The following is a 25541-nucleotide window of genomic DNA, read 5'->3' as shown; positions in this document are numbered from 1 at the left end:
TAGTTATTGTAGAGCTAATCAACGTTGCGAAGAATACGGTAATACCTATAAAGATTATTAGTGAAATGTCTTCCATACACAGAGAACACCTTTCTTAGTTCCCTTAATAATTATCCCAATTTAACTTTAACATAATATACGAAGATAATATTATGATGGTTTTCAAACATTATCGACTGTGGCTTTCTCATTATTCATATAGCCTTCTATTAACTTCTCTTCTAATTTATTTAAATCGTTCTTAAGAAACTTATCGAATGCTTGTTTAACTTTTTCTAGCACTTCTTCATGACTCATTACGCCTTCATTAGAATGTGTATAAAAATTCTTAGAGTAAATTGTGTGACGTTTACGTGTTAATTTTTTTCTGAAGACTTTAAATACCTTACTATGTTGAAGCGCAATATTAAGCATATCTGTCCTTACTTCATTTTCTCCTGGACCAATCAATAAAGTAACCCCTGTGAAATGACTATTATTCTTAATCTCAAACAGAAGGATTCTACCACTATCAGTCCAAGGGATTTCAGTATTATTTTTAGGCATAATACGTTCTAAATTTTTAGTTGTAAATCTGATATAACCTTTGCTACTTTGATCTAAGATTAGGTTTTCATGTTCAGGTATATATGTCTGCAACATTTTAGAGATTTCACTTAATGTATCTGGTTTATATTCATAGATTAAATCCAATGCTCTCTTATGTTTGGCATAAATCTCACCACAAATTTTTTCTAATGCTTCGTCTCCCACGATATGCCTCCTTAAAATATCAATATACTGTTCAATAAAATCTACTGCTTGTGGATTCATCATTGCTTTTTTATTCACCATAGTTTCATCGATACATTCAATGATTTGGTTATAAGAGATATTGGACCATACCTCAACACTACTAGCTTCTTCACCGTGTGGTGTTAAGAATATAAATAATTTCTCATAACCACTATAGGATTGTTCCACCTTATCTTGATACTTCTTCAATTGATGCTTAGATTCTTTACTCCATATCTTGTTTTCAATCACAATAAGCGTTTGATTTTGTTCTGACACGACTAATAAATCAATGTTATTCCACTCTCGTAACACTTTCGCATCGTCAAAGTCATTTAATAATAAATTAAAGATTGTTTGTTGATCTTTTTTGGACTCTGAGCATTCAATATAAGCTCGAATTAAACTTTTAATAAAGGCATCGTCAAGCCCATGAATCTCATTTGGATTCAATAACCAAGCCAACATATTACTGTGACGTATTTCGGTGTTCACAACACCAAGTATTTCAAACAAATTAAACTGGTTGGAATACTTTTCAATTTCTTTTAAAGAATCAATGTCTTTCAGAAATTCCATTAATGCTTGTTCATCATTATTCATTCAGCTGCTCCTTGATGTTTTCTTTATCTATATTTAAAGCTTCTTTTAGTCAGCTATGCCATTTATAAGCACAACTTCTAATTTATTCATTTATTATATCATCAATACTTTCAATTTAAGTATCGCTTTTCCTAAGTAATTTAAGCGGATTTATCCACTTATCTCCATGCATCTTAATAAAGAGAAACATCTACTTTATTAGTTATTTCAATTTAGCAACTCTAACTTTATTACATAAAACTAAAAAGTTCTCTATTTATTAAAAAAGTTCTATGAAAGGTTTGTTAAATAGATTATTCTATTAATAACAACGTTAAAGATGGGAGATAGTGTATTGAAAAAGATTTTTGTTAGTTTAGGAATTGTAGCACTTGTAGCTGCATTAGGCATTGCGATTGTCTTTGCGTATGGCAGTTATAAAGATTTGGAACTAAAAAAAGAAGAAACTAAAGTAGCTGAAGAAAAAGAGAAAAAAACAAAAGAGAAACAAAAGAAAAAAGAACAAGAAGACAACGAAAATAACACTGAAGCAGTGAATAGTGAAGAAAGTAATACACAAGAAGCATATGACCAAACACAAAACGATACTACCGCTTCCCAAGCACCTCAAGCACCTGTAAAAGAAACTCAACCTGCACAAAATCAAAACAATAATAACCAAGCATCTTCTAAAAACACATCAGAATCACCAAGCAGCTCTTATGATCCAGATGCTGAGTATGCAAAACAAAAAGAAATGTATGAAAAAGCTGCCAGAAGAGAAATTCCTGAGCCAGGCGCAGACATTTCTGGCGACAATTCACAATTAATGGAACGTGATCCAAGTACGCTTACGAATGATGAAGTTGAACAAAGAGATAGAAGAACAAATGCGATGGAAGCGGAAAGTCAATAATCTAACGTAATACACATATAATAAGGGGAACTAACATATGAATAAGCTTTTAGTAATTTTATCCGTCGTATTAGTACTCGGAATCATAGGTGCTGTAGGTTTCTTTGGATACAACAAATATCAAGAAGTCGAATTAGAGAAAAAGAAATTAGAAGCACAATTAAAACAAGGTGAAGAAAATGATGAGTCAGAAGCTGAGTCTAATAACACTGAAAACATAGGTCAGTCAGACGAACCGACAAGTAATCAACAAGAAGTACAAGCTACTGACGGAAGTGAAACTGTTAAAATTAGTGGCGGTTCAGGTAGTGGTACTGCTAATAAAGAAGAATTCTCTGATTTACAAGTGAACAGAGATAATGTCTTCGATTATCTAATCGCTGCCATTAATCAAAGTGAAGGCGGAGACGCTTCAAAAATTAAGTTTCAACAACCAGAACTAATTATGCAAGATGGCGGAATGTGGAAAATTCCTGCGAATAATAAATCAGGACATGGTTCTTATACTTTCATAGTTAATCAAAATGGTACAGTAGAATTTTGGGATGGCATGATGAATGATAAGTTCGATGAAATACATGTGACTTTACCTTAATAAACGAGGATTGAGTGTGATTGCTCAATCCTTTTTTTGCCCTCCTTTATTACAACTAATGCATAAGTTTGACGTTATAAACTCTATGACTGAGAATAGATATGATTCAAAAGTGATAAAGAGATTGTTTTAAATGGCTAAAATAAGGAGGATTCATAATAAATGGGCGTTTTTGATGTAGATTATAATAAGATTAACATTTTGAAAGATATGCCTTATAAGGTCGAAATCACACATCATACATGGATTACCATGTCAGATGGCACAAAGCTTTCAGCTAAAATTTGGTCACCTGTTATGGAAGGTGTGAATAAAGGAACGGTATTAGAATATTTACCATACAGAAAAGATGATTTCACTGCTTTAAGAGATGAAATTAGGCATAAATACTTCGCAGGACATGGTTATACTGCGATCAGAGTAGATATTAGAGGTACTGGAGATTCAGAAGGTATCATTGAGGATGAGTATCCAAAATTCGAACAAGATGATGGTGTAGAAGTCATTGAATGGATTGCGAAACAACCTTGGTCTAATGGTTCTGTCGCGATGATTGGTAAATCATGGGGCGGTTTCAATGGTTTGCAGATTGCCACAAGACAACCCGAAGCCTTAAAGACTATCATCACATTATGTTCGACAGATGACAGGTACGCAGATGATGTTCATTATCGCGGCGGCACAATGATGGCTTCAGACATGTTGTGGTGGGCGTCTACGATGTTTGCGTATAATGCTCGTCCTCCATTCCCTAAATTTGTCGGTGATAGATGGTATGATATGTGGCTAGATAGATTAGAAAATACACCACCATTTGTAGAAAAATGGGTAGAACATCAAACAAGAGACAGTTACTGGAAACATGGTTCAGTCAATGAGAATTACTCTGATATTCAAATTCCAGTTCTTACAATGAGCGGTTGGGCAGATGCATATCCAAACGCTGTCTTTCGTTTAATGAATAACTTAAACGTACCTAAAAAGGCCATTGTCGGTCCTTGGGCACATGAGTTCCCTGATCTTGCGATACCTGGCCCTCAAATAGGTTATCTTCAAGAAGTATTAGAATGGTTAGATAAATGGATGGGCTCAAGTAAAGATACAACACATCAAGATGAATTCTTAGTATATCTTCAAGATTCAGTAGAACCTCAAACCTCTTATTCATACCGTGATGGTAAATGGTTAGATTTACTACAAGAACAAGTCAATTATCAGGATATCTTACATGATTTAGAAGGCTCAGTCAGATTATTAAACCGCCAACATCACGGCCTTTATTCAGGCGTCTTTTGTCCATTTGGTCAAGAAGGAGATCTACCGGATGATCAAACAATTGATAATGCGTTAGCAACGACAGTGTTACTAAAAACACGAGATACAGACATCAATATGATTGGCATGCCTATCGCAAAATTACGTATGAAATCAGATAAACCACAAGCCAATATTCATGTCAGATTGTCAGATGTACATCCTAACGGTAAGAAGACTTTAATTACAAGAGGACAGTTCAACATCAATCATCATAAGAGTCATGAGTTCCCTGAAGCTTTACCTATTGATGAATATGTCGATGTTGAGTTCCCATTAGATGTAATCGGTTATCATTTACCGAAAGGACATCAACTAGAAGTTTCAATGGCACCAACATATTGGCCTCAAGTTTGGCCTTCTACAGAAATTGCAAACTTAGATGTTGATTTAACGCATTCAAACATTGAAGTGCCTTATGTGAATGACTTCAAAGCAGTTACTTTAAATTATCCACATTCAGAAACAGCAGAACCTTTAGAGAAAGAAGTTATCAGAGAAGGCAGCAGAACAAGAAATATTATTAAAGCATTAACAGAAGACAAGTGGGTGTTAGCCGATTACTCAGATGAGGGCTTAAGAAACCTACCACATTTAAATATTACGTATGGTACAGAAAACTATAATGACTTTGTGATTGTAGAAGATGATCCATTATCTGCTTATGTTAAATGTACATGGGATGTCATTGTTAAAGATGATGATATCGATACAAGAGTTGAAACGATCAGTGAGATGTGGTGTGATGAAACATACTTCTATCTCTACAATAAAGTCATTGCTTATAACAACGATGAACACTGCTTTGAAAAAGAATGGCACAAAAAGTATAAACGTAACTTTGTATAAAGTTAAGAGGGTGAGACAAGACGTCCCACCCTCTTTTTCTGGTTAAATATAAACAGTTCAATATGAACTTTTTAACTACTTACATCAAGCCTTTTAACATACCGTACCAATACATTCTTGGTAAGATATCTTTCTTCAAGATATACATACTTCTACGTTCTTTAGCTTGGTTAAATGGCATCGTTTCTCTTGGTTTTTTATTATAATCAAACTCAGCTAACATCATCGTATTATAACTTGTCACGATTGGACATGATGTATAACCATCATAATGATGTGTCAGCATTTCTTGATTCATCACTTGTAGTAAGTTATTCACAACAACTGGTGCTTGTTTTCTAATTGCGGCACCTGTTTTAGATGTTGGTGAGTTAGAAGCATCACCTAACGAAAAGACATTGTTGTATGTCTTGTGCTGCATTGTCGTAGGGTCGATATCTACCCAACCTGCTTCATCTGCTAACGCACTGTTTTTAACGACATCTAATGGTCCCATTGGCGGTGTGACATGTAACATCTCATAATCTAATGTTTTAGTCTCACCAGTTTGTAAGTTTTCAAAAGTTGCTTTTCTTTGTTCGCCATCAATTGCGATTAAGTGGTGTTGATAATCTACGTTAATGCCTCTTTCTTCAACAATACGTTCTAAAGGCTTTTTATATTTATCTACTTCGAACATCGCAGGTTTTGCGGTCTCAAAGATAACATTCGCTTGATTGCGCATATTATGTTTTCTGAAGTAATCCTCAGCTAAAAACATAATTTTCATAGGTGCCCCACCACATTTAACCGCTGTATTCGGATGGGTGAATATCGCATTTCCGCCTTTAAAATTAGACAATTGATTCCATGTTTCTTTCGCATATTGTGGTGCATAGTTAGAGCACACACCATTTTTGCCGATATTTTCTTTAAGTCCTTTCACATCAGACCAATTCACTTGTAAGCCTGGACATACCACTAAATAGTCATAACTGACTTGTTTCTCATTATCTAGTTGGATGCGATTCTCTTTTGGATTAAATTGCTGAACAGCTTGTTTAATCCAATCAACACCCTTAGGAAGTACTTGTTTCATACTTTTACGTGTGGATTCTAATTTTGATGCCCCTGCGCCTACTAACGTCCATAAAGGTTGATAATAATGATCTGACGCAGGATCAACAATTGCGATTTGTCCTTTTAAATCTTTTCTCTGTCTTAAAAGACGCGCTGCCACTATGATACCAGCTGTACCGCCACCTATAATGACTACTTTATAATGTTGAGCCATCTTTACCACGTTCCTTTATTTTATGATTGATGACTGATCTAGATTAGCTTCTCAAAAATACCTACAGGGGTATATTAAAAGATACATCGATATAAGTCAAATGCCCTAAGGGGTATTTGTTTGTATATCAATGATGTATAAATAATAGATTCCATTTAATCCCCTTAAAAATAATCCTATTATATATTTTACCCTCACAGTTACACGAAACACTTAATAGACCCCGTTATTTTTCATAAATTCTTTGTTTATAGTAAAAACTACATAACTGGCATCATTAAAAATAAAAAAACGACTATTCATTATTAAAACAATCGCTAATATTGTCTAATAAGTGAATAGTCGTTTATGACAAAACTCTTTATTTAATGTTCTTGATAACTTCCTGACGTAGTTTACCTCTTAATTCTGCCATCGTATTCAGGTTATACTTTTGATATTCTCCAGAAGCAATTCTAAAATCATGTACACCTAATACTTCATTTTTACTGTTTAATACTGCTCCGCCTGAAGATCCAGGTTCAGCCATCATCTGATAATAACCAATAGGATTCACATTACGTGCCATCATAGAGTATTTACCAGTTGAATGATACATCGTACCCATTGGATCATTTTTAAATTTTCCAGCCGGTAAACCATAATGATACATATAGATAGGTGTATTCGCTTTAATTTTCGTGATTGATGTTTCTGGTGCGATTTTACGTACGGTCATATATTTAGATAAATCTTCTTTTGTATACAATAACGCGACATCTCCATATTGAAGCATCTTAACGCCTGTAACGGTAACAGTACGCGCTACTTTCGAACCTTCTCGTAATAAATCTATTCTCAAGTTTTGTACTTTTGAAGGTGTCATCGGTTTACGTGCTTGTGAATCGTTGACCACATGATTCGCAGTTAGAATTGTGTGTTTTCCAATTGCGGTACCTGTGCCATAAGTCAGCTTTTTAGTCGTTGGATTGTAGTTAAATATCGTCGCAATATTAGCTGCTTTAGCTGTTGTATGATTAATCGTTACCCCTTTATTACCAGAGGCTTTCATAATTTTTAATGCATCATTAATACCTGAGGCATAGGTAGTCTGCCCGAAGTCTCGAACATTCTCACTACCAGGTATCCCTTTTGGCCAAAGTTTTGGTGCTTGATTATAGTAATTGCTTACTGGAGCTTTCGGCTTAGGCGCAACCTTAGGTACTGGCTTTGGAGCTGCTTTAGGTTTCGTTGTGACTACTACTGTTTTCTTTTTAACAGGTGCTTTCTTTACTGTTGTAGATAACAATTGAACTTTTTTCTTTGGCACTGCTGATGCTTTCTTTTTAGAAACAACTGGTGCCTTTTTCTTACTTACTGTTTTAGCTTTTGGTTTTGATTTAGTGTTTGCTTTTGGCTTTGCTTTTACTATTTTAGATTTTGACACTACTTTTGATTTTTTAGTTACAGGTGCTTTTTTAGCAACTTTTTTAACAGCAGGTTTAGATTTTTTAACTGAGCTTGATAAGTGTTGTGGTTTGATCCCTTTCGGACTCGTAAAAGTTGTTTTAGCCTTTGTTTGTTTAACGTTTGAAGGTACTGCTTTTATTGGTTTAACTGGTTGCGTTTTAATTGGAGATGCGTTTTTAATACTTTTAACTGGTGGCGATACTTTAGTATTCTGTTTTGTGATCACATTAGATGTTTTTTGAAGTGGTTTATTAGGTACAACCGAAGGTGTTTGTACCGCTTCAGTTGATACAACTTGAGGTTGTTTTAACTCTGTCTGTTGCTTTGGCATTATTGGAGAATGTGTAGCTTCAACGCTATTTTGTGTAGAAAGTTGTGGCTCATTCTGTGAGAGATTTGTAACCTGTTCTTCGCTTCCTATAGCCGCTTCTTTATCAGTTGTAACAGCTGCTCTCTGATTAACTTGTCCCTCGATCTCTTGATTCGTTTCTGACGCGTGTGCACTGTTATTTTGAATCACGAACACGCAACCCATCAACATTAAAATTAATATAAAACTATATACATATTTACCCATTGAGAATCCTTGATTCATCAGACCTCATCCCCTTATTTCTATCTATGAAATGGGCACACCCTTGTTTCCTCATAAGCATATCCTTTTTAACTAGGTATAGCAATATATTTTTAAAGGTTTAATCGACTATTTTTAGTAGTCAAAATGTTCCAGAAAAATGGAGTGTTAATTAATAAAAAATTCGATTGAGAGATAACCGCTAAGTTATCTCACCAACCGAATTAATGAGGTTTCTATTCATGATTATGAAATAGTAATTGAGTCATTATTTTATTTATAACGTCACTGCTTTGTCTCATCTCCTTTTTGATCTACTACATAGTCTTGTCGTGGCATCATTGATTCTAAGGCATGTCCTTCTATATCTACTTTTGGAAGAATACGTTTCAACCATTTTGGTAAGTACCATGATGTTTTACCAAATAACACTGTGAGGGCTGGAATAATCATTAATCTAACGACAAACGCATCAAACAGTACACCAAACGCTAAGGCAATACCCATTGTCTTAATCATGACATCTTCTTGCGTTACAAATGCCATGAATACACTGAACATAATCAGTGCAGCCGCTATGATAACTGGGCCACTTTCTTTAATACCTACTTTGATTGAATGCTTGTTGTCTTTTGTACGGCTATATTCTTCATGTACACGAGACATTAAGAACACTTCATAGTCCATCGCTAAACCGAACAAGATACCAATAACAATAACAGGCAAGAAAGCAAGCACAGGTGCTGTTTCATGTACACCAAACAGTTAATTTAAGAAGCCATCCTGCATAATAAAGGTTGTGAAACCGAGTGTAGCAGTTAGTGATAAAATGAATCCTAAAACTGCTTTTAACGGAATGAGTAATGAACGGAATACAACCATGAGTAAGATAAATGCGAGTGCCACAATGATACTAGCAAAGACAGGAATCGCATCATTTAATTTCTTAGACATATCGATATTAATCACGTTTTGTCCTGAAATTTCTGTATCAAAGCCATATTTACTTTTCGCTTTATCATGATAGTCTCTTAAGTCTTTTACTAATACATCTGTTTTTTCTGATTGCGGACCATGTTTAGGAATAATAGTCATTAATGCATAGTCATTACTCTTAGACATCATTGGAGGAGCTACAATACTTACATTTTTCATTCCATTGACGTCTTTCATCACTTGCTGTAAATCTTTTTGTAATTCTTCAGGTTGATCTTTTTTATTTTTGACATTGATTAACATCGGAATTTGTCCGTTGAAACCTTCACCGAACTTATCACTCATAATGTCATATGCTTTTTTCTCTGTTGCATGCGGTGGTTTCACACCATCATCTGGAATACCTAAACGCATATGCGTCACTGGAATAGATGCAGCACCTAAAAGTACGAGACCTAAAATCACTGCAATAATAGGTTTACCTACCACTAATTTAGACCAGAATGTATCTGCTGATTGATTCACTTTTTTCTTAGTTTTAGGTTGAATACGTTTATGGAAGACACTGATTAATGCTGGAACAAGTGTTAACGCACTAATCACCGCAAATAACACACTGATCGCAGACATATATCCCATAATACTTAAAAATCCAATACCTACTAAACCTAAACCACAAACTGCGATAATTACTGTAACACCTGCAAAGACAACTGCACCGCCAGCTGTACCAATTGCGAGACCAATCGCTTTAATTACGTCAGGTTCTTTTTTAATAATTTAACGATAGCGGAATAAAATAAAGAGTGCATAATCTATACCTACTGCGAGTCCTATCATCACTGCCAATGTCAACGTCACATTAGGAATTGCAGTGAAGTGCGTCAGCAATCCAATAATACCTACACTTGTTAAAAGTCCTAAGACTGCTGTCACAATCGGTAATCCTGCTGCGATAAATGAACCGAATGTAATTAACAATACAATGAATGCGACCGCAATACCGATTAATTCAGATGCGCCACCCATTTCAGTTGCGGCTGCCATCCCTGTTCCTGTTAATTCTGTTTGAATATGATGTTTATCTTTAAGTTCACTCACCTGATCTTTGACTTTATCAATGCTTTTCACATCCATCGCTGCAGCACTGACTTTATATTGAACATCAGCGAAAGCTGTTGTTTGATCTTCACTTATTTGTTGATACTTATAAGGATCTGTAACACTTTCTACTTGTTTATCTTCTTTTTTAATATCATTTAAGGTTTTCTGAACATCTTTCATGACTTCAGGTTTCATAATTCCTTTTTTATCATCGGATTTCAGAACGACTCTAATACCAGCCTTTTCATTATCTACCTTAAATTCCTTTTCAATCTTTTGGTTTGTTTCTATAGACTTCATACCCGTCATCTTAATATCATTTTCAAATTGCGGGGGTTTAACTGCCATTGTAATTACTAATGCGGCTAAAACCGCAATCCATAAAACGATAGAGAGCCATTTATGTTTTGCTGTAAAAGTACCAATTTTATATAAAAATTTTGCCATATCATTTTCCCTCCCAGTAAAATATATAGTGTAGCTTAATCTACATAGTAGTTTTAACTACGCTATAAGTTTACCAAGCACTAAACAGCATTCATATCCTCAAACAAATAGCTATGTATGTATAAACTACATTACGGAGTAAATGTTGTTTTAGAATAACTTAATAGCTCATACAATAAAAATAGTTCAATAATACTCTAAAGTAGTAAATAGACTTATCGAAATGGGAGTGATAAAATGAATTGAAATAAATTTTGGCAAATAGGATCTATATGATGAAGCGATATGTCTATGAAAATAACGTTAAATTAATCAAGTCATTATATGATAGCGAGTTTTGGCAAATATTGAGAGAGGACTTAAAATATTATCATCAGAATAATAAATATAAGAGAGATAGTTCACTTAGTAAGCTCAACTCTTTAATTGAGGCAATCTATGTAGATTCAGATAGGATAGATAAAGCTTTAGTAGCTGAAATGAAGGATTTTTATAATGAAACTCAAAAAGCTCAATATTCAAACAATCAATACTTTCTCAGTATTAATAACCAAAATTGCAGTCTTGATGGACTTGTTGGATGGAAACAACTTTTTAAGTTCTGAAAAGGTCAAAAGCAATAGTTAGACGATTATGCCTTAATTAGAGGAAATAAAATGGGTCATTTAACCTTTCCAGCTCAAAAAAACTCTATAAACCAAATCAAAGGAATACTGCTCGGTGATAGAATTGATTATACTCTTTTTGATATTAAAGAGTTTTATAATTACAAACCTGAATTAAGATTACAGAAAACTTATAGTCAAAAAACTACGCGAGATTGGCTAAAATCATTTAGTTCTTTCAATCACTTTATAGATAGCATGAGATTAAACTATTTTGTATATTCAAATACTGCAGTTTCATCAGAATACAATGTTATCGATCTATCTAAACCATATAAAAATACTTCAGATCATTGCTTAGAAGCAATTCCTAAAAAAGCTAAGTTTGAAGAGAACTGTGTTGCTAACATTATTCATTACATTAAGAACTGCGGAGAAGGTTTATCTAATACTCATTTTGATTTAATGTATAAATATCAATCTTAATTAAAAAGCATCCTATCTAGTTTTCACTTTTTAAGTGTCTACTTGATAAGACGCTTTTCATCACTCTATATCTTCATAATTTTTTACAACCGGCAAATTATACTCGATTAAATATTATATTTTATTAATTATCATTCGTTTCTCCATGATATGCTATTTTCCTAATTAACTCATTAGTAATTACTTCTTTATTATTGATAGCATACAAGAGTAATTGCTGTTGTTCTCTAGTAAGCGTCATGCCTTCTAAAGCAACGTTACTTACAATCTTCTGATTAGTTTTTGAATCAAGTGTAATCACCATAATCATCTCCAGTTAAATTTATAAAAATTTATTAAAAGTTCATAACTACTACACATTCCTTGGTTGTGATTTTATAATAATTCTGAAATTTCATTATCCCATTCATTTATTTTTCCTATAATTGCTTCATGTTCTTCGCTTTTATTTGATAATTGTCTTAATATATGAACTTCATCAAGTTTATATAAAAATAAGATGATTAACTTTGCTGTCTTAACTTTTTCATTTAAGTTCAAATAATCAAATATGTTTCTATCAGTTATGCCTTTAATATTATCGCTTTCATGACTTTCATTGTTAAGTATTAGTCTGAAAAGATAATTTTCAAAAAATAAACTTAGTTTTTCTGGCTTTATGCTTTCTATTATAATTCTTTCTGTCCTCAATTCATCAATTCCACAGCGATATTTAAACGTACTAAATGCTTCACATACCCTTCTCATTGAGTTACCAATATAAGTTTCTGATTCATTTGCATTCCCATTAGCAAAATCGTAAATTGAATTTAGTTGATTTTTATACATATTACTCAGTTTATTTTTTTTGTCTGAATCCAAACCTTTTTCTGACAATATATACTTATTTACTTTAGAAGCTAACTTTTTCCCGTTTCTTAATACTATATCTAAGAAAACTTTTTCTAAGTTGAAATAGACTTCCATATCATGTGTAGTAATTAAAATTTGAGATTTTATATTTCCTTCATAAATTTTGTTGAATTGTCTTCTAATGTAATTATATATACCAATTTTATTTTCATAGTCAAAACTTGAAATTGGATCATCTAGCACTAAAAAAATATGCTCTTTAAAGAACTCGTTAACTCGTTTATCTTTATTTATTATTGAAAAAAAGTAAACCAATGATAATACATTTTTTTCACCAGTAGAAAGTTTAGATAATGGGACATTTTTCCCTCTCACTAAGAGAGTGTAATATCCTGTTCTCGATTCAAGAACTAAACGCTGTTTATCGAGAAATATAAGAGCCAATTCTTTATTTATACTGTTCAAAGCTATTTCTGTTCGATTTAACTTTGTCTCAATAGTATTCTTTTTCTCTTCCCTTCTTTTATAAATTTTTTTGGTTTTATTTAACATATATTCATCAAATTCATTTCTGAAAACTTTCTCTAGATATTCTCTATATTCATCTTTCACTTCTAAATAAGCAATCATATTGTTAGTTTTATTAAAGTTTGTTTTATGCTCGCTTAATTCTTCTATTTGCTTATTAAAGTTTCTAATCTCATTATTGACAACTTCAATTTCCACATTTATCTCTTCAATAATTTTATTATATTCATTGTCATTAAAAGAGTACTCGTTAGTAAGATTGTTTGTTTTTAAGGTTAAAAGAGATTTAATCTTCAAAGTTTCATTTTCAAGCTCATTTAATAAATTATTAATTTTACTAGTTTTTATATTAGGTATTTCCAACTTTTGAAACTTCTTGGGGAGTTTTTCTATCACGCTATTAATATTTTGAATCTTCTGATCAATGATATCATTTTCAAAAACTTGTTTTATCTTTTCCCTTAAAACCAACACATAGTCTTTATCTAACGGTCTAAAACATGTTTTGCATATTTTTGGGTTTTCTTGTAAATACTCATCTAATTCTTCTAGATATTTATTTCCGAATATTTCAAATATTTCTTTCATATTTTCATCTAAGTTTTCAGAAAAACTGATTGCTGATTTGTCTGATAGTACCTCTTTAATTTTGTTTCTTAATCCCGCTTTAAACTTATTATATTTTTGAATTTCATTAATTCTATCTGCATCTGTAAAAGAGTTTATTATCTGTTGGTGTTCATTGAGTTCATTAAATAGTGTTTCTATACTATTATCATTTTCATATTGCAAAATTTCTTGTAAGATATCTTCGTCTACCCGTTTATTTTGTTTATATTTAGATTCTATTCTATTTGCTCTCTCAGACCAACTGTCCCCTCCTCTCAATATTTTCAATACTTTATTTATCTCTTTTTTTCTATCAAATTCGTTAACAAAATTTTGATATTTATTTTTTAACCTTGCGACTCTTTCAAGACTTTTTTTGTTGTTCGTCAGTAAATTTGTTAAGTCCTCTTGATCACCAAACATCACAATAGCTTCTAAATTTTCATTTTCACTGAATTTAATTTTATTTTCTATAAATCCATCATCATATATAAAAAAATTCGGTTCTGAGTTTTCGTTTTCAAAATAGTCAACTTTTATCTGTAATGATTCATTAAATAACTCTTCAGCTTGGTTATTTCTGTATTCACTTAAAGCTTTTGCTATAGTGGACTTTCCGCTACCATTCCTTCCAAATACAAGAAAGTCTCTAATTACATCACCATTTCCATTTTCAAAGTTTAAATTTATTTGCTCGTAAGGTAAGTAGTTATTATTAATTTCAATGTTTTTTATACTCATTTAATCCCCTCTTCAAACTAGATTGTTTACCTAGGTTAATAATTTTACAAAATAAGAATTCTGCTTAACTTGCTAAATCTATCTAGACTTTTCGTATAGGTAGAGATTAAAAAAAGAACACCTATTTAAAAACGGTGTTCAATTGTTACTCATACGAATAAAACTCTATTTCTTTGTTTTTCTTAATATCTTTTGTATATTCTTCTTTAGTTAAATAATTAATGTCTTTTTCTTTAGCAAAGTTTACTAATTCTTCTTCACTATCCAAAACTTTTGCTAAATAACTTTCCCCTGTAAATCGACCCTTCATACTTGTATACATTACATAATACTTACCATGAAATTCTTTAGCTGACTTTTTCTTTTTTGTAACTGTATCCAGAGCTTTCTCCATATTAACTGCTATTCTTTTTACAACAGGAACAACAACACTATTGCCAGCTTGTTTATATAATTGGCCGTTCGACATATTTTCAGGTAACTTGAAATCCATTGGAAACCCTTGTGCATTAAATGTTTCTCTAGGAGTTAATTTTCTTATACCGCTATCAGAAAGAATAATTGGAACATTGTGTCCTCCTGTTCCCATATTAGCAGTTAAAGTTGGTACTACTCCTGTCTTATTTTCTCTGACATACTGTCTTCTCCATTGATAAATAGAATACTTTTTTGTAACTTCATCAGACAATTTTTTATAAAAAGGTTGTCTTCCTTCTCTATAATAATATCTATCATCTTTTTGAGATGAAAAATCAATAATATCAATTTGGCACTGGTCAATAATATGTGTATCACTATAATCAGTCGAAAATCTCTGCCATATTTGCGAATCACCAAAAGTATATTTATAAAACTTCGCACCATCATTCCAAGTAAATGATTTATCTGTCATATAGGGATTTTGAATATTGTTAATATCAATTAGTGGATAGGCACATTCTTGCAAAACGAATTTACCTTTATCCCTAGTTATATAATGATATATATTTTTATCTTCAGATAGTCCTAACCTTTCGTAATCAGATCGCATCCTCTCATTTTTTAAACTTGAAATTTTATAAGCTAAATCTTCAAGATTACCTTTTAATATATATGGTTCAATTTCTTTTTGATAACGTTTTAACTGCATCACTTTTTGATATGATGGTGAGGTATTCATCCATGTTTTTAATCCAATTCCTATCCTTTCATTTCCAAATTCAGATAGAATATCATGTGGTGTATTTCCTATATCTACATTTTTAGAATTGAATGATTTTGCATAAACCGTTTCTTGAAATTTAGAGTCTAGATAAGGTATCATGTCGCCTTTTTTCTGTCTGAAAAGATTAGATAAAGCACCATAAACTTTTAAGAACTGAATATATTGATCTTGACCTTCTTTTGTATATTTCTCCCAAACACTCATGATTGTCACCCACTTTAATTTTTATTTAATTATAACAAAAAAGCACACTGCCTTTTAACAGTGTACTATATATATTATTTGTATGAATATAAATCTACTGAGTACTTAATACTCTTTAATAATAATCCAATAATCCTCAACATCAAATCCATATTCCTTTAAGTTTTTAAGCCCTTTTTTATTTAGTTGAAAAGTACAATTTGGACATTTAACTTTATCAATATATTGATTACCAGCTATTGTATTGCAGGTTTGAATATAACCATTTTCATCTTCAATCATATGCTCTTCACTATAGGTGATTTCATCACTATAGTAAGTTACTAATGATTCAGCACCACAACATGGACAATTTAAAATAGCATTGGTAGATTCGAAGTCATTTACAAGTTCTGCTTTTGCTAATTGATAAGCGATTTTGTTTTTTTGTTCGACAAATGTTCCAAAAACTTTACCATAATGACTATAATAAGACGCTCTTCCTAGTTCTTTAAGCACAGCAACTTTACCGATATCTATTTTTTCTTTTTCAAACTCTTTTATTATTAATTCTAATGGATTAATTTTAATACTATTTCCTTTAAACACCCAAAGTTGAGTTTTTTTATACTTTTCCATATAATTTGAACACTTTAGAAACTTAACTGCTAGCGGTAATATATACTTACCAATTAAATAGTCATATGCTTCATACGTAAGCATATTTTCCCCTTTATGCCATATACCATTTCTTATATCATTCAATAAATCCAAAGAAGCTTTATGATTTTTTATAAAGCCAAAATGAATATTTGGTTCTAAGCTAATTAATTTACAAGTTCTATCAAGTAGCGATTTGAAAGCTAATGTATTATTGTTTAATTTTTCATTATCCTCTAATGGTTTATTTGTAATCAATTTTACTAATACCTTAGATTCTCTTGTAATGTCTATAGGTAGCAACTTATGCTCATTTTTTAGTAATTCTTTTAACAACAACTCAAAGAAATGATGAAAGTGTAAAATCGTTTCTGAAAAATTCTCATAGTAATCTTTACTATATGTTTCATGATACGTTCTTTTATCAAACTGTTCTCTAACACTTGCATAACTACAAAAATATGACTTTATCGCAATGTTTAAAGAATTTAACACGATATCATTATTATCATCATCTAATTTGAACAAATTATTTTTTATCTCTTTAATTTCCATATATTCCTCCATTATTCTCTCATATTATTAACTCCATGATGATATTCGTATCACTTATGATAAGCTTCCCCACGCATGATCTTGAATGCTCTGTATACTTGTTCAAGTAAGATGACACGCATCATTTGGTGAGGGAAGGTCATTTTGCTGAAGGATAAGGCGTAATTACTTCTGTCTAGGACGTCTTGATGCAGGCCGTTTGATCCTCCGATGATGAAAGTGAAGTCGCTTTGACCTTGAACCATACGTTGTTGAAGATTTTTGGCTAATCCCTCTGATGTTAACATGTTACCTTTAATCTCTAATGTAATGACTGTGGATTGTGGTTTTACTTTCGCTAACAGACGTTGTCCTTCTTTTTGTTTCACTTGTTCTATTTCTTTATCGCTCATATTTTCTGGTGCTTTTTCATCAGGAACTTCGATGATTTCTATCTTTGTATAAGCACCTAAACGTTTTTGGTATTCTGCAATGGCTTGTTTCCAGTATTTTTCTTTTAATTTGCCTACGGCAAGTACAGTTATCTTCATCACATTCTCCTTATATCTGAATAGTTATTCGAGTTATCCACAGGTTATCCACCTATTCACAGCTTACTGTCTTAATAAGTGGCTTATGTATATAAATTCACTGCTATTCTTGTGTATTTTACCCACATTTCTGTGGTTAACTTGTAGATATGTGGATAACTCTGTTAATAATGTGGGTATTTCTCTGTGGATTGTGCACAATTGTGGGTAACTTATCCTCATTTTGTGCATAACTTTGAGGTCAGTCTTACATAGTTATTCACAGTTTTACGCTTTCTTTACACAAAATTGTGAATAACTACCCTACGTGCACACTACCTTAGAAATTATACATTTTCTCCCTAAGTTTTATCTACACTTTTTCCGTTTTTTGCGATGACTTTTGCGTGTTTTTTTACTTTTCTTCGTAAAAAAACAGCCAATGAAGTGGTTCGCTTCATTGGCTGTCTCAAACTTATTTATATTGTATAAATCGGTGTAGGTTCTGCTTTATCTGTATCGCATAGTAGAACTTCTTTATTTGTATCAATATCATGATGATTTAAGACTTGTCCTACACTCATACGCGCTAAGTCTTTCATATTGTTATCTTGTGATAAGTGAGAAAGATAAATACGTTTCGTGTTGCCTGTAATGACATCACACATTGCCATTGCTGCATCTTCATTTGAGACGTGCCCCATATCACCTAAGATACGTTGTTTAGTTTTCCAAGGGTAACGACACATGCGCAACATATCTACATCGTGGTTACTTTCAAACATGAAGGCATCACTGCCTCTGATCATGCCTTTCATACGGTCTGAAACATAACCTGTGTCTGTAATCATTGTAAATTTCTTGTAGTTATTATGGAAAATATAGAATTGCGGATCAATCGCATCATGCGACACATTGAATGATTCAATATCAAATCCAGCTAATGAGTGTGTTTCATATGGATTGAAAATGAATTTTTGATCCATTGGAATCTTGCTGTCTTTCTTTTCTATCGCTTGCCAAGTTTTTTCGTTGGCATAAATCGGTAATTTATATTTACGCGCAAGCACACCTAATCCTTTAATATGGTCAATGTGTTCATGCGTGACTAAAATCCCATTTAAATCTTGAATATTTTTATCAATCTTACTGAAGAGTTCTTCCATCTTCTTGCCAGTTAATCCAGCATCAACGAGCAGGCTTCCTTTATCACTTTCTACATAAGTGGCATTGCCTGTACTACCACTCGCAAGTACGCTCATACGTATCAAGCGATTCACCCTTTCTAAGTTTCTAACTGTTTTCATTTATTTTGGACATCCGAATACATTTTAATTATTATCTCAAATTATGAGCTGTTTGTTAAAGATACGGCTTGGTCATACTGCCGTTTGAGTGGCCGAACAGTGCCGTCCCTCATCTTTTTTAATTTTTACTTATCTATTGTACACCTAATTGATACAGCTGCCCACCATATCAGCTGAAATTGTTTCACACATTGAACATCCTATGTATAAGAGGAGTACCATCAGATTGATCTCATGATACTCCTCTTTGCTTATTTTATATTGTTGGTTATCTCACAATAATCTTCGGATTTTTTGAAGTCGCTTCAACATAGTACGTTTTCGTTTTGGTACTGCCAGCGTGATTAACTTTAATCTCCCAACTTGCTTGGAGAACTTGAACATTGGTTTCTCTCACTACTGAGTAATATCCTAAACGAATATTAGTGACTGCGTCATTACGTTTTAAATAACGGTTGAAGTATAAAGCTTCAATCGCATTACGCGCACTGATGACATGTTGTGCTTCGTTATTTTCACCTTTTGAAGTACTGAGCTCATGGAGCGCTGTTTGGCGATAACTGCTCGCTTCTTCGTCATCATTAATTTTAAACTTCAACATCGCTTTATCATTGTTCATAATCGGTAAACCATTAAAGGTTTGTTCGAACGTTTCTTCGTTATCATCTGTACTAAATAATTGGTAATCTTCACCTTTATAAATATTTTTCTTCATGTACATTTTAAGGCTGGTTACTTGATCATTGCTGACGCTAATCGGTGGGCTGATGTTACCTTGTGCGATTTTACCATCATCTTCTGTTTTAACTTCGTCTTTTGATTTCGCGTAATTCGTGAAATCTTTAGAACGGCCTGTGACTAGTTGAACTTTCAATCCTCTGACATCTGGTAATTCTTTAGGAATACTGATTTCTTCTTGTCTGAAGTTGACTTCATTATTCCCTTCAGCATCATTAATGTAAGATTTGTTGATTTTATTCACATACATCACAGCTAACATTATATTGATGATGAGAAACACGAAAATGAAGAGTGTCTTTGCGTACTTCCAATTCATGACTTAAGCCCTCCATTCTCGTAAGCATACCATTCACCATCATACTGCACATACCACTGTGGTACATACTCACTATTACGCTGAACTTCCATGTCATCTTCTTCTCGATCTTTCATCGTATAACCAATCGTGATATTCGTTATTTTCTTAAAGTCGATGGATGGATTATTCGCTAAGTTAGAACGTACTGTTTCTGCGCCAGGGAGTTTTTCCTTTTCTTCACCGCTATCAATGGTGATATTGCTTTTTAATAAAGAGCGTCCATAACTGAAAATACCTTTCTCACCCCAAGCCACTTGGATGGTACTTAAGTTATTTTCGTTAAATACAGGTACACCATTTAAAAACATTTGATAAGTTAACTCACCAGACTCATCATCCGTATCAAAGAGGCGGAAATCATCTGTAAAACCACCATGTGCGTTAATAAAGTCAAACGTACTAGGAATCGTTTCTAACATATTCTTAGATTTTGATTCATCTTCAGATAAGTTCATATAACGATAGAGTTCATTTTTAGAATCATATGTTGCGACACCTGTATTATTGTTGTAAGTCGTATTACCGCTTTTCGTACTACGCACCACTACAGAATCATTAAAGAGTATAAAATTCATCGTTTCCACACTAATGTGATTAAAAATCGTACGGTACGTTTTTAAATGTTGCGGCTTTTCAGGCGCAAAGATATGCGTTGCCGCATCAATTGTATTTCTATTCGTAATAATATCTGCGAATGGTATTAAATTTGGTTTGATTTTACCTACTAAGTCATTAACCTTGTTGCTTGGAATAGATGTTGTCATACGCATCACACGGTGATGGTCACTGCTGATGGCGTAAATGACTGCTGTATCCTTTTGCTCTGCATCAATCAATAAACGATTGAACTCATACTTATTTGAGACCTTCGCATCCATATTCAAAACTTGACCCAAATACATAGATAAAGGCATATCATACGCAAAGTCTAACACCAAGAAGTTATCGCTGAGTTCCGGAATAAATAGGTTATGCGCATGATAGACTTCATGAGCATCTTCAACCTCTTGATTCTTTAATACCTTCACAATATTACGGTTAATCGTACGGGTTTCTAAAGCACCTGTGAACTTATCATCATTCGAATACACCACTTGATACGGCGAAATAACACTCGCCATAGGTTCTGAATTCGCTTTGCCGATGGTATTCTGATTTGTTTTCTTATTATCTTGGCTTTCAAGATTCGCAAGGTCTGGTGAGAAATTCCACATTAAATATGTCAGCACAATACTCATTAAGACTAAAAGTGTGAGAATCACGGATTTTGCTGCTTCTTTATGCCTCATCCCAATCACCATCTTCTATAACTTCACACGGTAATGTGATGAAGATTGAGGTACCTTGTCCCTCGACACTATTTGCCCAAATACGTCCGTTATGTGCTTCCACAATTTCTTTTGAAATCGCAAGACCTAAACCTGTACCGCCCATCTTACGTGTACGTGCTTTATCTACACGGAAGAAACGATCAAAGATTTTATCCACTTTATTAATCGGAATACCAATACCATTATCTTTAATACGAATCGTCATGCGGTTATACAATGGATTCGGTTTCACGTGAAACTCAACACGCTTGCTGCCGCGTGAGTATTTCATCGCATTCGTAATGACGTTATCAAACACTTGCATCATCTTATCTGGATCAATTTCCGCAAAGATTGTTTCATCAGGAATGTCACGCACAAATGTTACATCTTTTGAAGCCATCTCATGACGGTTGATGATTTTATTAATGAACATATTAAAGTCCACAATTTCTTTAGTGATTTGTTCTGTATCATTATCCATACGTGATAAATTCAATAAGTCATTAACCAAGCGAATCATACGTACCGTTTCTTCTCTTGTTACAGATAAGAACTGCGGCGCAATTTCAGGATCTTGCCAAGCGCCTTCTTCTAGAGCTTCTAAATAACTGTTCATCGAAGTTAATGGCGTACGCAACTCATGTGAAACATTCGCAACGAATTCACGACGTTCTTGTTCTACTTGTTGTTGTTCTGTTACATCATGTAACACCGCAATGTAACCTGTCACAAAGCCTGTGTCTTGTACAATTGTACTGAAGCTGACACGCGCAATAATACCTTCCGCTTCATTAATATCTAACAAGAAGCTATTATTATTTTCCTGCATCTCATCTAACGCGAATTCATCTTCTAAATCTAAGACACCCAACATGTTGTAACCCATAACATCTTCTTTAGACATACCTAACATCTTTAATGCCATATCGTTCACAATACGCACACGTCCACGTCTGTCCGTCGCAATGACCCCATCACTCATATGTGTGATAACTGAGTCCAAACGACGTTTCTCACTTTCCGTATTCGCTTGTGCTTCTTGTACACGTTTTGACAAGTTGTTGAAGGCTAATGCCAGTTCACCGATTTCATCATTACCATAGATTTTTACACGTTGCGTATAATTACCTTTTGACATTTCAACCGTTTGGTTACGCATATCCGTAATCGGTTTAGTAATCGTACGCGCAATGAAGAATCCGAGTAATCCTGTGATAAATAAAGAAATCGCAGTACCTACAATGAAGATTTGGTTAAAGTTGTTTAATTGATCATAAACACTATCGATATCCGCTTCAATATAAATATCACCGATAACACCTTTAGACGACTTCACAGGCAAGTTATAAATCCATACACGCTGTTTACCTTTACCATAGTCTTTCAACATCGTATGGTCATTCGCTTGTCCTAATGAAAGTGCCTTTTGAATAGAGGTATCATTGGCTTTTTGATTAATGATACTGTTAGAAGATTGTTTCGTCGACGCGACTATAATTTGATCTTTATCAATATAGTTGATTTGTTCAATTTCTTGGCGGTTCGCATATTCATTAAGTAATTCTTGAATCTCTTTTTGCGTATTGACTGATTTGTCTTCTTCATTGACCTTCTCCACGTTGATCTCAATTTGTTTCGCATACTGCGAAATATTGTTTTTGAATGTTTGTGTTAATTCACGTTCTAAGTTATTGGTAAAATATAAACCAATAATCTGCATCCCAATAATAATTAACAAGACATAAACAATCACGAGCTTCGTGTGAAGGGACTGAAATTGTTTAAGCCATTTCATATACTATGGCCTCAGTCGTGCTGCTGCAAGAAGTATCCGACACCGCGGCGTGTCACGATATATTCTGGATGTGACGGATCATCTTCGATTTTTTCTCTTAAACGACGGATTGTAACATCGACCGTACGTACGTCACCGAAGTAATCATAGCCCCATACCGTTTGCAGTAAGTGTTCACGTGTCATAACTTGTCCCATATGGTTCGCTAAATAATGGAACAATTCAAATTCACGATGTGTCAATTCAATATCTTTGCCGCGTTTCTTAATAGAATACGCATCTGGGTAGATGACAATATCTTTAATTTTAATTTCGTTCGGCGCATTATTTGCTTCTTGCGGTTGTGTATATTGACGACGTAAGTTCGCTTTCACACGTGCAATCAATTCACGTGTGCTGAAAGGTTTCGTCACATAGTCATCCGCACCTAGTTCTAAACCAAGCACCTTATCAATTTCTGAGTCTTTTGCCGTCAACATAATAATCGGCATTTCATATTTCTTACGTACTTCACGGCAGACTTCCATACCATCTCTGCCTGGAAGCATAATATCTAAGAGTACGATGTCTGGTTCTTCTTCATAAATTAAGTCAATCGCATCATTTCCGTCATATGCACAAAAGACTTCATAACCCTCTTTTTTCAAGTTAAATTCTAGAATATCAGCAATAGGTTTTTCATCGTCTACTACAACTACTTTTCTCGCCATAATCCTAAACCTCATTTCTAATCATAATCGTACATGAATAATTTTATTTAGACATAAGTATCTACTATATAATTTACCATTTCTAGCACGCCAATTCTATTTTTCATACCAAATTAATTCTATTATTGACTATCTATTTTTTCGGGTAAAAGACATTATGTGAAGATATTGTAAATTTTATGTGGATTGCAGAAATGGAGATGTCTAAAAGAGAGGATTCATGCATGTTTATGCTATTGTAACATTTCATTACATTTTATACCTTGATTTTGTTTTTTAATAGCACGTTATCTAATTATAAAACTAACTATCTTAAACATAAAACAAGAAAAAGACAAAATAAAAATGCCCACCCTATTGGATGAGCATTGTACGGTCTCGACGGGAATCGAACCCGCGATCTCCTGCGTGACAGGCAGGCGTGTTAACCGCTACACTACGAGACCTAAAATGGTGACTCCTACGGGACTCGAACCCGTGTTACCGCCGTGAAAGGGCGGTGTCTTAACCGCTTGACCAAGGAGCCGTTTTTCAAGCACAAGATAGATTATAGCACAGCTCTTTAAAAAAACACAAGCAATTTTTAAAGTTTTTTTGTATAATTTTTACATAACCCATTTTAGGAGGCAAATTATGAATCAATCCACGCACTCTGGGGGTCATACAAAGAAAGAGAAAAAACTGTCTCTCACACAAATTATTATACGTATCCTTTTCTTAACGATAGGTTCAATGCTTACGGCAGTAGGACTTGAACTCTTCTTAGTTCCAAATAAATTGTTAGATGGCGGGATCGTCGGTGTTTCGATTATCTTATCTCATCTAACAGGTTTATCACTCGGTGTGTTTATCTTTATTCTTAACTTACCGTTTTTCTTCTTAGGTTATAAACAGATTGGTAAAACATTTGCGGTATCTACGCTTTATGCGATTACTGTCTTATCTATCGGAACTATGTTGCTCCATGATATCCCTGCAGTCGTTAGAGAACCTTTACTTATCACCATCTTCGGTGGTGCCATTGTCGGTATCGGTGTCGGTTTAGTCATCCGAGCCGGCGGTAGTATGGATGGAACAGAAATTATGTCCATTCTCGTGCATAACCGTTTGCCATTTTCAGTCGGTGAAATCGTGATGATCTTCAACTTCTTTATTTTCGCAGTCGCTGGTTTTGTATTCACATGGGAAAGTGCCATGTATAGTGTTGTCGCTTATTTCATCGCTTTTAAAATGATTGATTTAATTTTAATCGGTTTAGATGAATCAAAAGCGGTCTGGATTATTAGTGATGAGTATAAAGAAATTGGAGAAGCGATTAACGACCGTTTAGGGCGTGGTGTGACGTACTTACACGCAGAGGGTGCCTATACAGGCGATCCGCGTAAAGTCGTCTTCACGGTCATCACACGTGTTGAGGAAGCGAAATTAAAAGAAGTCGTTATTCAAATCGATCCGAACGCCTTCTTATCCTTCGGTAATGTTTCTGAAGTACGTGGCGGACACCATCGTAAGAAAAAAATTCATTAAACTTCATCATAAGCTTTATGAATACAAAAAATGCAATGCAGGTTC

The 25541-nt window shown here is 33.6% G+C and carries 19 protein-coding genes, 2 tRNA genes and 1 pseudogene; 6 read left to right on the top strand and 16 right to left on the bottom strand.

Going from position 1 to position 25541, the window contains the following annotated elements; translation table 11 throughout:
* Positions 1 to 162: 162 nt before the first annotated feature.
* Entirely contained in the window at positions 163 to 1377 is a 1215-nt protein-coding gene (locus HMPREF2603_RS12495; RefSeq protein ID WP_060803776.1) for a PDDEXK-like family protein, read from the bottom strand.
* 334 nt (positions 1378 to 1711) lie between these two features.
* Here HMPREF2603_RS12495 and HMPREF2603_RS13485 point away from each other — a divergent pair, with 334 nt between their 5' ends.
* From HMPREF2603_RS13485 to HMPREF2603_RS12480, 3 genes are all read left to right on the top strand, one after another.
* Positions 1712 to 2272, top strand: a complete 561-nt coding sequence (locus HMPREF2603_RS13485; RefSeq protein WP_060803775.1) for a hypothetical protein — start codon at positions 1712 to 1714, stop codon at positions 2270 to 2272.
* Between the two features lie 37 nt (positions 2273 to 2309).
* Positions 2310 to 2867, top strand: a complete 558-nt coding sequence (locus HMPREF2603_RS13750; protein ID WP_231724094.1) for a hypothetical protein — start codon at positions 2310 to 2312, stop codon at positions 2865 to 2867.
* A gap of 162 nt (positions 2868 to 3029) precedes the next feature.
* A complete protein-coding gene (locus HMPREF2603_RS12480; RefSeq protein ID WP_060803774.1) occupies positions 3030 to 5030 on the top strand; it encodes a CocE/NonD family hydrolase in 2001 nt (666 codons plus the stop codon).
* Between the two features lie 79 nt (positions 5031 to 5109).
* On the opposite strand, the gene HMPREF2603_RS12475 is transcribed toward HMPREF2603_RS12480, so the two are convergent.
* The 3 genes and pseudogenes from HMPREF2603_RS12475 to HMPREF2603_RS12465 all read right to left on the bottom strand — a co-directional run.
* A complete protein-coding gene (locus tag HMPREF2603_RS12475) occupies positions 5110 to 6303 on the bottom strand; it encodes an NAD(P)/FAD-dependent oxidoreductase (RefSeq protein ID WP_060803773.1) in 1194 nt (397 codons plus the stop codon).
* A gap of 361 nt (positions 6304 to 6664) precedes the next feature.
* Positions 6665 to 8347, bottom strand: a complete 1683-nt coding sequence (locus tag HMPREF2603_RS12470) for a trypsin-like serine peptidase (RefSeq protein WP_060803772.1) — start codon at positions 8345 to 8347, stop codon at positions 6665 to 6667.
* 318 nt (positions 8348 to 8665) lie between these two features.
* Positions 8666 to 10813, bottom strand: a pseudogene (locus HMPREF2603_RS12465) (MMPL family transporter); the annotation flags it as partial.
* A 275-nt stretch (positions 10814 to 11088) separates the two neighbouring features.
* Here HMPREF2603_RS12465 and HMPREF2603_RS13745 point away from each other — a divergent pair.
* The gene (locus HMPREF2603_RS13745; RefSeq protein ID WP_231724093.1) at positions 11089 to 11418 is read left to right on the top strand and encodes a hypothetical protein; all 330 of its coding nucleotides are present in this window, start codon (positions 11089 to 11091) and stop codon (positions 11416 to 11418) included.
* A gap of 51 nt (positions 11419 to 11469) precedes the next feature.
* Positions 11470 to 11904, top strand: a complete 435-nt coding sequence (locus HMPREF2603_RS13740) for a DUF6994 family protein (protein WP_231724092.1) — start codon at positions 11470 to 11472, stop codon at positions 11902 to 11904.
* 124 nt (positions 11905 to 12028) lie between these two features.
* Here HMPREF2603_RS13740 and HMPREF2603_RS12455 read toward each other — a convergent pair whose 3' ends face one another.
* The 12 genes from HMPREF2603_RS12455 to HMPREF2603_RS12400 all read right to left on the bottom strand — a co-directional run bounded on the left by HMPREF2603_RS12455 (position 12029) and on the right by HMPREF2603_RS12400 (position 24495).
* The gene (locus HMPREF2603_RS12455) at positions 12029 to 12208 is read right to left on the bottom strand and encodes a hypothetical protein (protein ID WP_060803771.1); all 180 of its coding nucleotides are present in this window, start codon (positions 12206 to 12208) and stop codon (positions 12029 to 12031) included.
* Between the two features lie 71 nt (positions 12209 to 12279).
* Positions 12280 to 14634, bottom strand: coding sequence for an AAA family ATPase (locus HMPREF2603_RS12450; protein WP_060803770.1), 2355 nt, complete (start codon positions 14632 to 14634; stop codon positions 12280 to 12282).
* A gap of 145 nt (positions 14635 to 14779) precedes the next feature.
* Complete coding sequence (locus HMPREF2603_RS12445; RefSeq protein ID WP_060803769.1) at positions 14780 to 16042, bottom strand: DNA cytosine methyltransferase; 1263 nt, start codon at positions 16040 to 16042, stop codon at positions 14780 to 14782.
* 105 nt (positions 16043 to 16147) lie between these two features.
* Positions 16148 to 17236 carry a hypothetical protein gene (locus HMPREF2603_RS12440; protein WP_060803768.1) on the bottom strand — a complete coding sequence of 363 codons (1089 nt, stop codon included), beginning with the start codon at positions 17234 to 17236 and terminating at the stop codon, positions 16148 to 16150.
* Positions 17237 to 17286: 50 nt separating this feature from the next.
* Positions 17287 to 17766 (bottom strand): 23S rRNA (pseudouridine(1915)-N(3))-methyltransferase RlmH, encoded by a 480-nt coding sequence (gene rlmH / locus HMPREF2603_RS12435; protein WP_057510708.1) that lies wholly within the window; start codon positions 17764 to 17766, stop codon positions 17287 to 17289.
* Positions 17767 to 18224: 458 nt separating this feature from the next.
* On the bottom strand, positions 18225 to 19025 hold the full coding sequence (locus tag HMPREF2603_RS12430; protein WP_031262349.1) for an MBL fold metallo-hydrolase: 801 nt from the start codon (positions 19023 to 19025) through the stop codon (positions 18225 to 18227).
* A 295-nt stretch (positions 19026 to 19320) separates the two neighbouring features.
* Positions 19321 to 20109 (bottom strand): two-component system regulatory protein YycI, encoded by a 789-nt coding sequence (locus HMPREF2603_RS12425; RefSeq protein WP_023014864.1) that lies wholly within the window; start codon positions 20107 to 20109, stop codon positions 19321 to 19323.
* Positions 20106 to 21440: a YycH family regulatory protein gene (locus HMPREF2603_RS12420; RefSeq protein WP_070502122.1), complete on the bottom strand. Its 1335-nt coding sequence runs from the start codon at positions 21438 to 21440 to the stop codon at positions 20106 to 20108. The genes HMPREF2603_RS12425 and HMPREF2603_RS12420 overlap by 4 nt, the downstream gene beginning before the upstream one ends.
* The gene (gene walK / locus HMPREF2603_RS12415) at positions 21430 to 23259 is read right to left on the bottom strand and encodes a cell wall metabolism sensor histidine kinase WalK (protein ID WP_060803767.1); all 1830 of its coding nucleotides are present in this window, start codon (positions 23257 to 23259) and stop codon (positions 21430 to 21432) included. Before walK ends, HMPREF2603_RS12420 begins: the two co-directional genes overlap by 11 nt.
* Before the next feature lie 11 nt (positions 23260 to 23270).
* A complete protein-coding gene (yycF, locus tag HMPREF2603_RS12410) occupies positions 23271 to 23969 on the bottom strand; it encodes a response regulator YycF (RefSeq protein ID WP_002480279.1) in 699 nt (232 codons plus the stop codon).
* 373 nt (positions 23970 to 24342) lie between these two features.
* Positions 24343 to 24415 (bottom strand) — tRNA-Asp (locus HMPREF2603_RS12405).
* 5 nt (positions 24416 to 24420) lie between these two features.
* Positions 24421 to 24495: transfer RNA gene (locus HMPREF2603_RS12400), tRNA-Glu, on the bottom strand.
* A 107-nt stretch (positions 24496 to 24602) separates the two neighbouring features.
* Between HMPREF2603_RS12400 and HMPREF2603_RS12395 the strand changes: the two genes are divergently transcribed.
* Positions 24603 to 25496, top strand: a complete 894-nt coding sequence (locus HMPREF2603_RS12395; RefSeq protein ID WP_002480280.1) for a YitT family protein — start codon at positions 24603 to 24605, stop codon at positions 25494 to 25496.
* The last annotated feature ends 45 nt before the right edge of the window (positions 25497 to 25541 follow it).

It is taken from the genome of Staphylococcus sp. HMSC055C03 (assembly GCF_001809385.1).
GTDB classification, from domain to species: domain Bacteria; phylum Bacillota; class Bacilli; order Staphylococcales; family Staphylococcaceae; genus Staphylococcus; species Staphylococcus simulans.
This window is presented reverse-complemented; position numbering and strand designations above follow the sequence as displayed.

What these genes read in the sequence shown, in the direction of transcription:
- HMPREF2603_RS12480 (WP_060803774.1), top strand. Translation starts at nt 3,030, where the DNA reads ATGGGCGTTTTTGATGTAGATTATAATAAGATTAACATTTTGAAAGAT.
- rlmH (WP_057510708.1), bottom strand. Translation starts at nt 17,766, where the DNA reads ATGAAGATAACTGTACTTGCCGTAGGCAAATTAAAAGAAAAATACTGG.
- yycF (WP_002480279.1), bottom strand. Translation starts at nt 23,969, where the DNA reads ATGGCGAGAAAAGTAGTTGTAGTAGACGATGAAAAACCTATTGCTGAT.
- HMPREF2603_RS12420 (WP_070502122.1), bottom strand. Translation starts at nt 21,440, where the DNA reads ATGAGGCATAAAGAAGCAGCAAAATCCGTGATTCTCACACTTTTAGTC.
- HMPREF2603_RS13750 (WP_231724094.1), top strand. Translation starts at nt 2,310, where the DNA reads ATGAATAAGCTTTTAGTAATTTTATCCGTCGTATTAGTACTCGGAATC.
- HMPREF2603_RS12495 (WP_060803776.1), bottom strand. Translation starts at nt 1,377, where the DNA reads ATGAATAATGATGAACAAGCATTAATGGAATTTCTGAAAGACATTGAT.
- HMPREF2603_RS12455 (WP_060803771.1), bottom strand. Translation starts at nt 12,208, where the DNA reads ATGGTGATTACACTTGATTCAAAAACTAATCAGAAGATTGTAAGTAAC.
- HMPREF2603_RS12470 (WP_060803772.1), bottom strand. Translation starts at nt 8,347, where the DNA reads ATGAATCAAGGATTCTCAATGGGTAAATATGTATATAGTTTTATATTA.
- HMPREF2603_RS12440 (WP_060803768.1), bottom strand. Translation starts at nt 17,236, where the DNA reads ATGGAAATTAAAGAGATAAAAAATAATTTGTTCAAATTAGATGATGAT.
- HMPREF2603_RS13740 (WP_231724092.1), top strand. Translation starts at nt 11,470, where the DNA reads ATGGGTCATTTAACCTTTCCAGCTCAAAAAAACTCTATAAACCAAATC.
- HMPREF2603_RS12475 (WP_060803773.1), bottom strand. Translation starts at nt 6,303, where the DNA reads ATGGCTCAACATTATAAAGTAGTCATTATAGGTGGCGGTACAGCTGGT.
- HMPREF2603_RS12450 (WP_060803770.1), bottom strand. Translation starts at nt 14,634, where the DNA reads ATGAGTATAAAAAACATTGAAATTAATAATAACTACTTACCTTACGAG.
- HMPREF2603_RS12425 (WP_023014864.1), bottom strand. Translation starts at nt 20,109, where the DNA reads ATGAATTGGAAGTACGCAAAGACACTCTTCATTTTCGTGTTTCTCATC.
- HMPREF2603_RS12445 (WP_060803769.1), bottom strand. Translation starts at nt 16,042, where the DNA reads ATGAGTGTTTGGGAGAAATATACAAAAGAAGGTCAAGATCAATATATT.
- HMPREF2603_RS13745 (WP_231724093.1), top strand. Translation starts at nt 11,089, where the DNA reads ATGAAGCGATATGTCTATGAAAATAACGTTAAATTAATCAAGTCATTA.
- walK (WP_060803767.1), bottom strand. Translation starts at nt 23,259, where the DNA reads ATGAAATGGCTTAAACAATTTCAGTCCCTTCACACGAAGCTCGTGATT.
- HMPREF2603_RS12395 (WP_002480280.1), top strand. Translation starts at nt 24,603, where the DNA reads ATGAATCAATCCACGCACTCTGGGGGTCATACAAAGAAAGAGAAAAAA.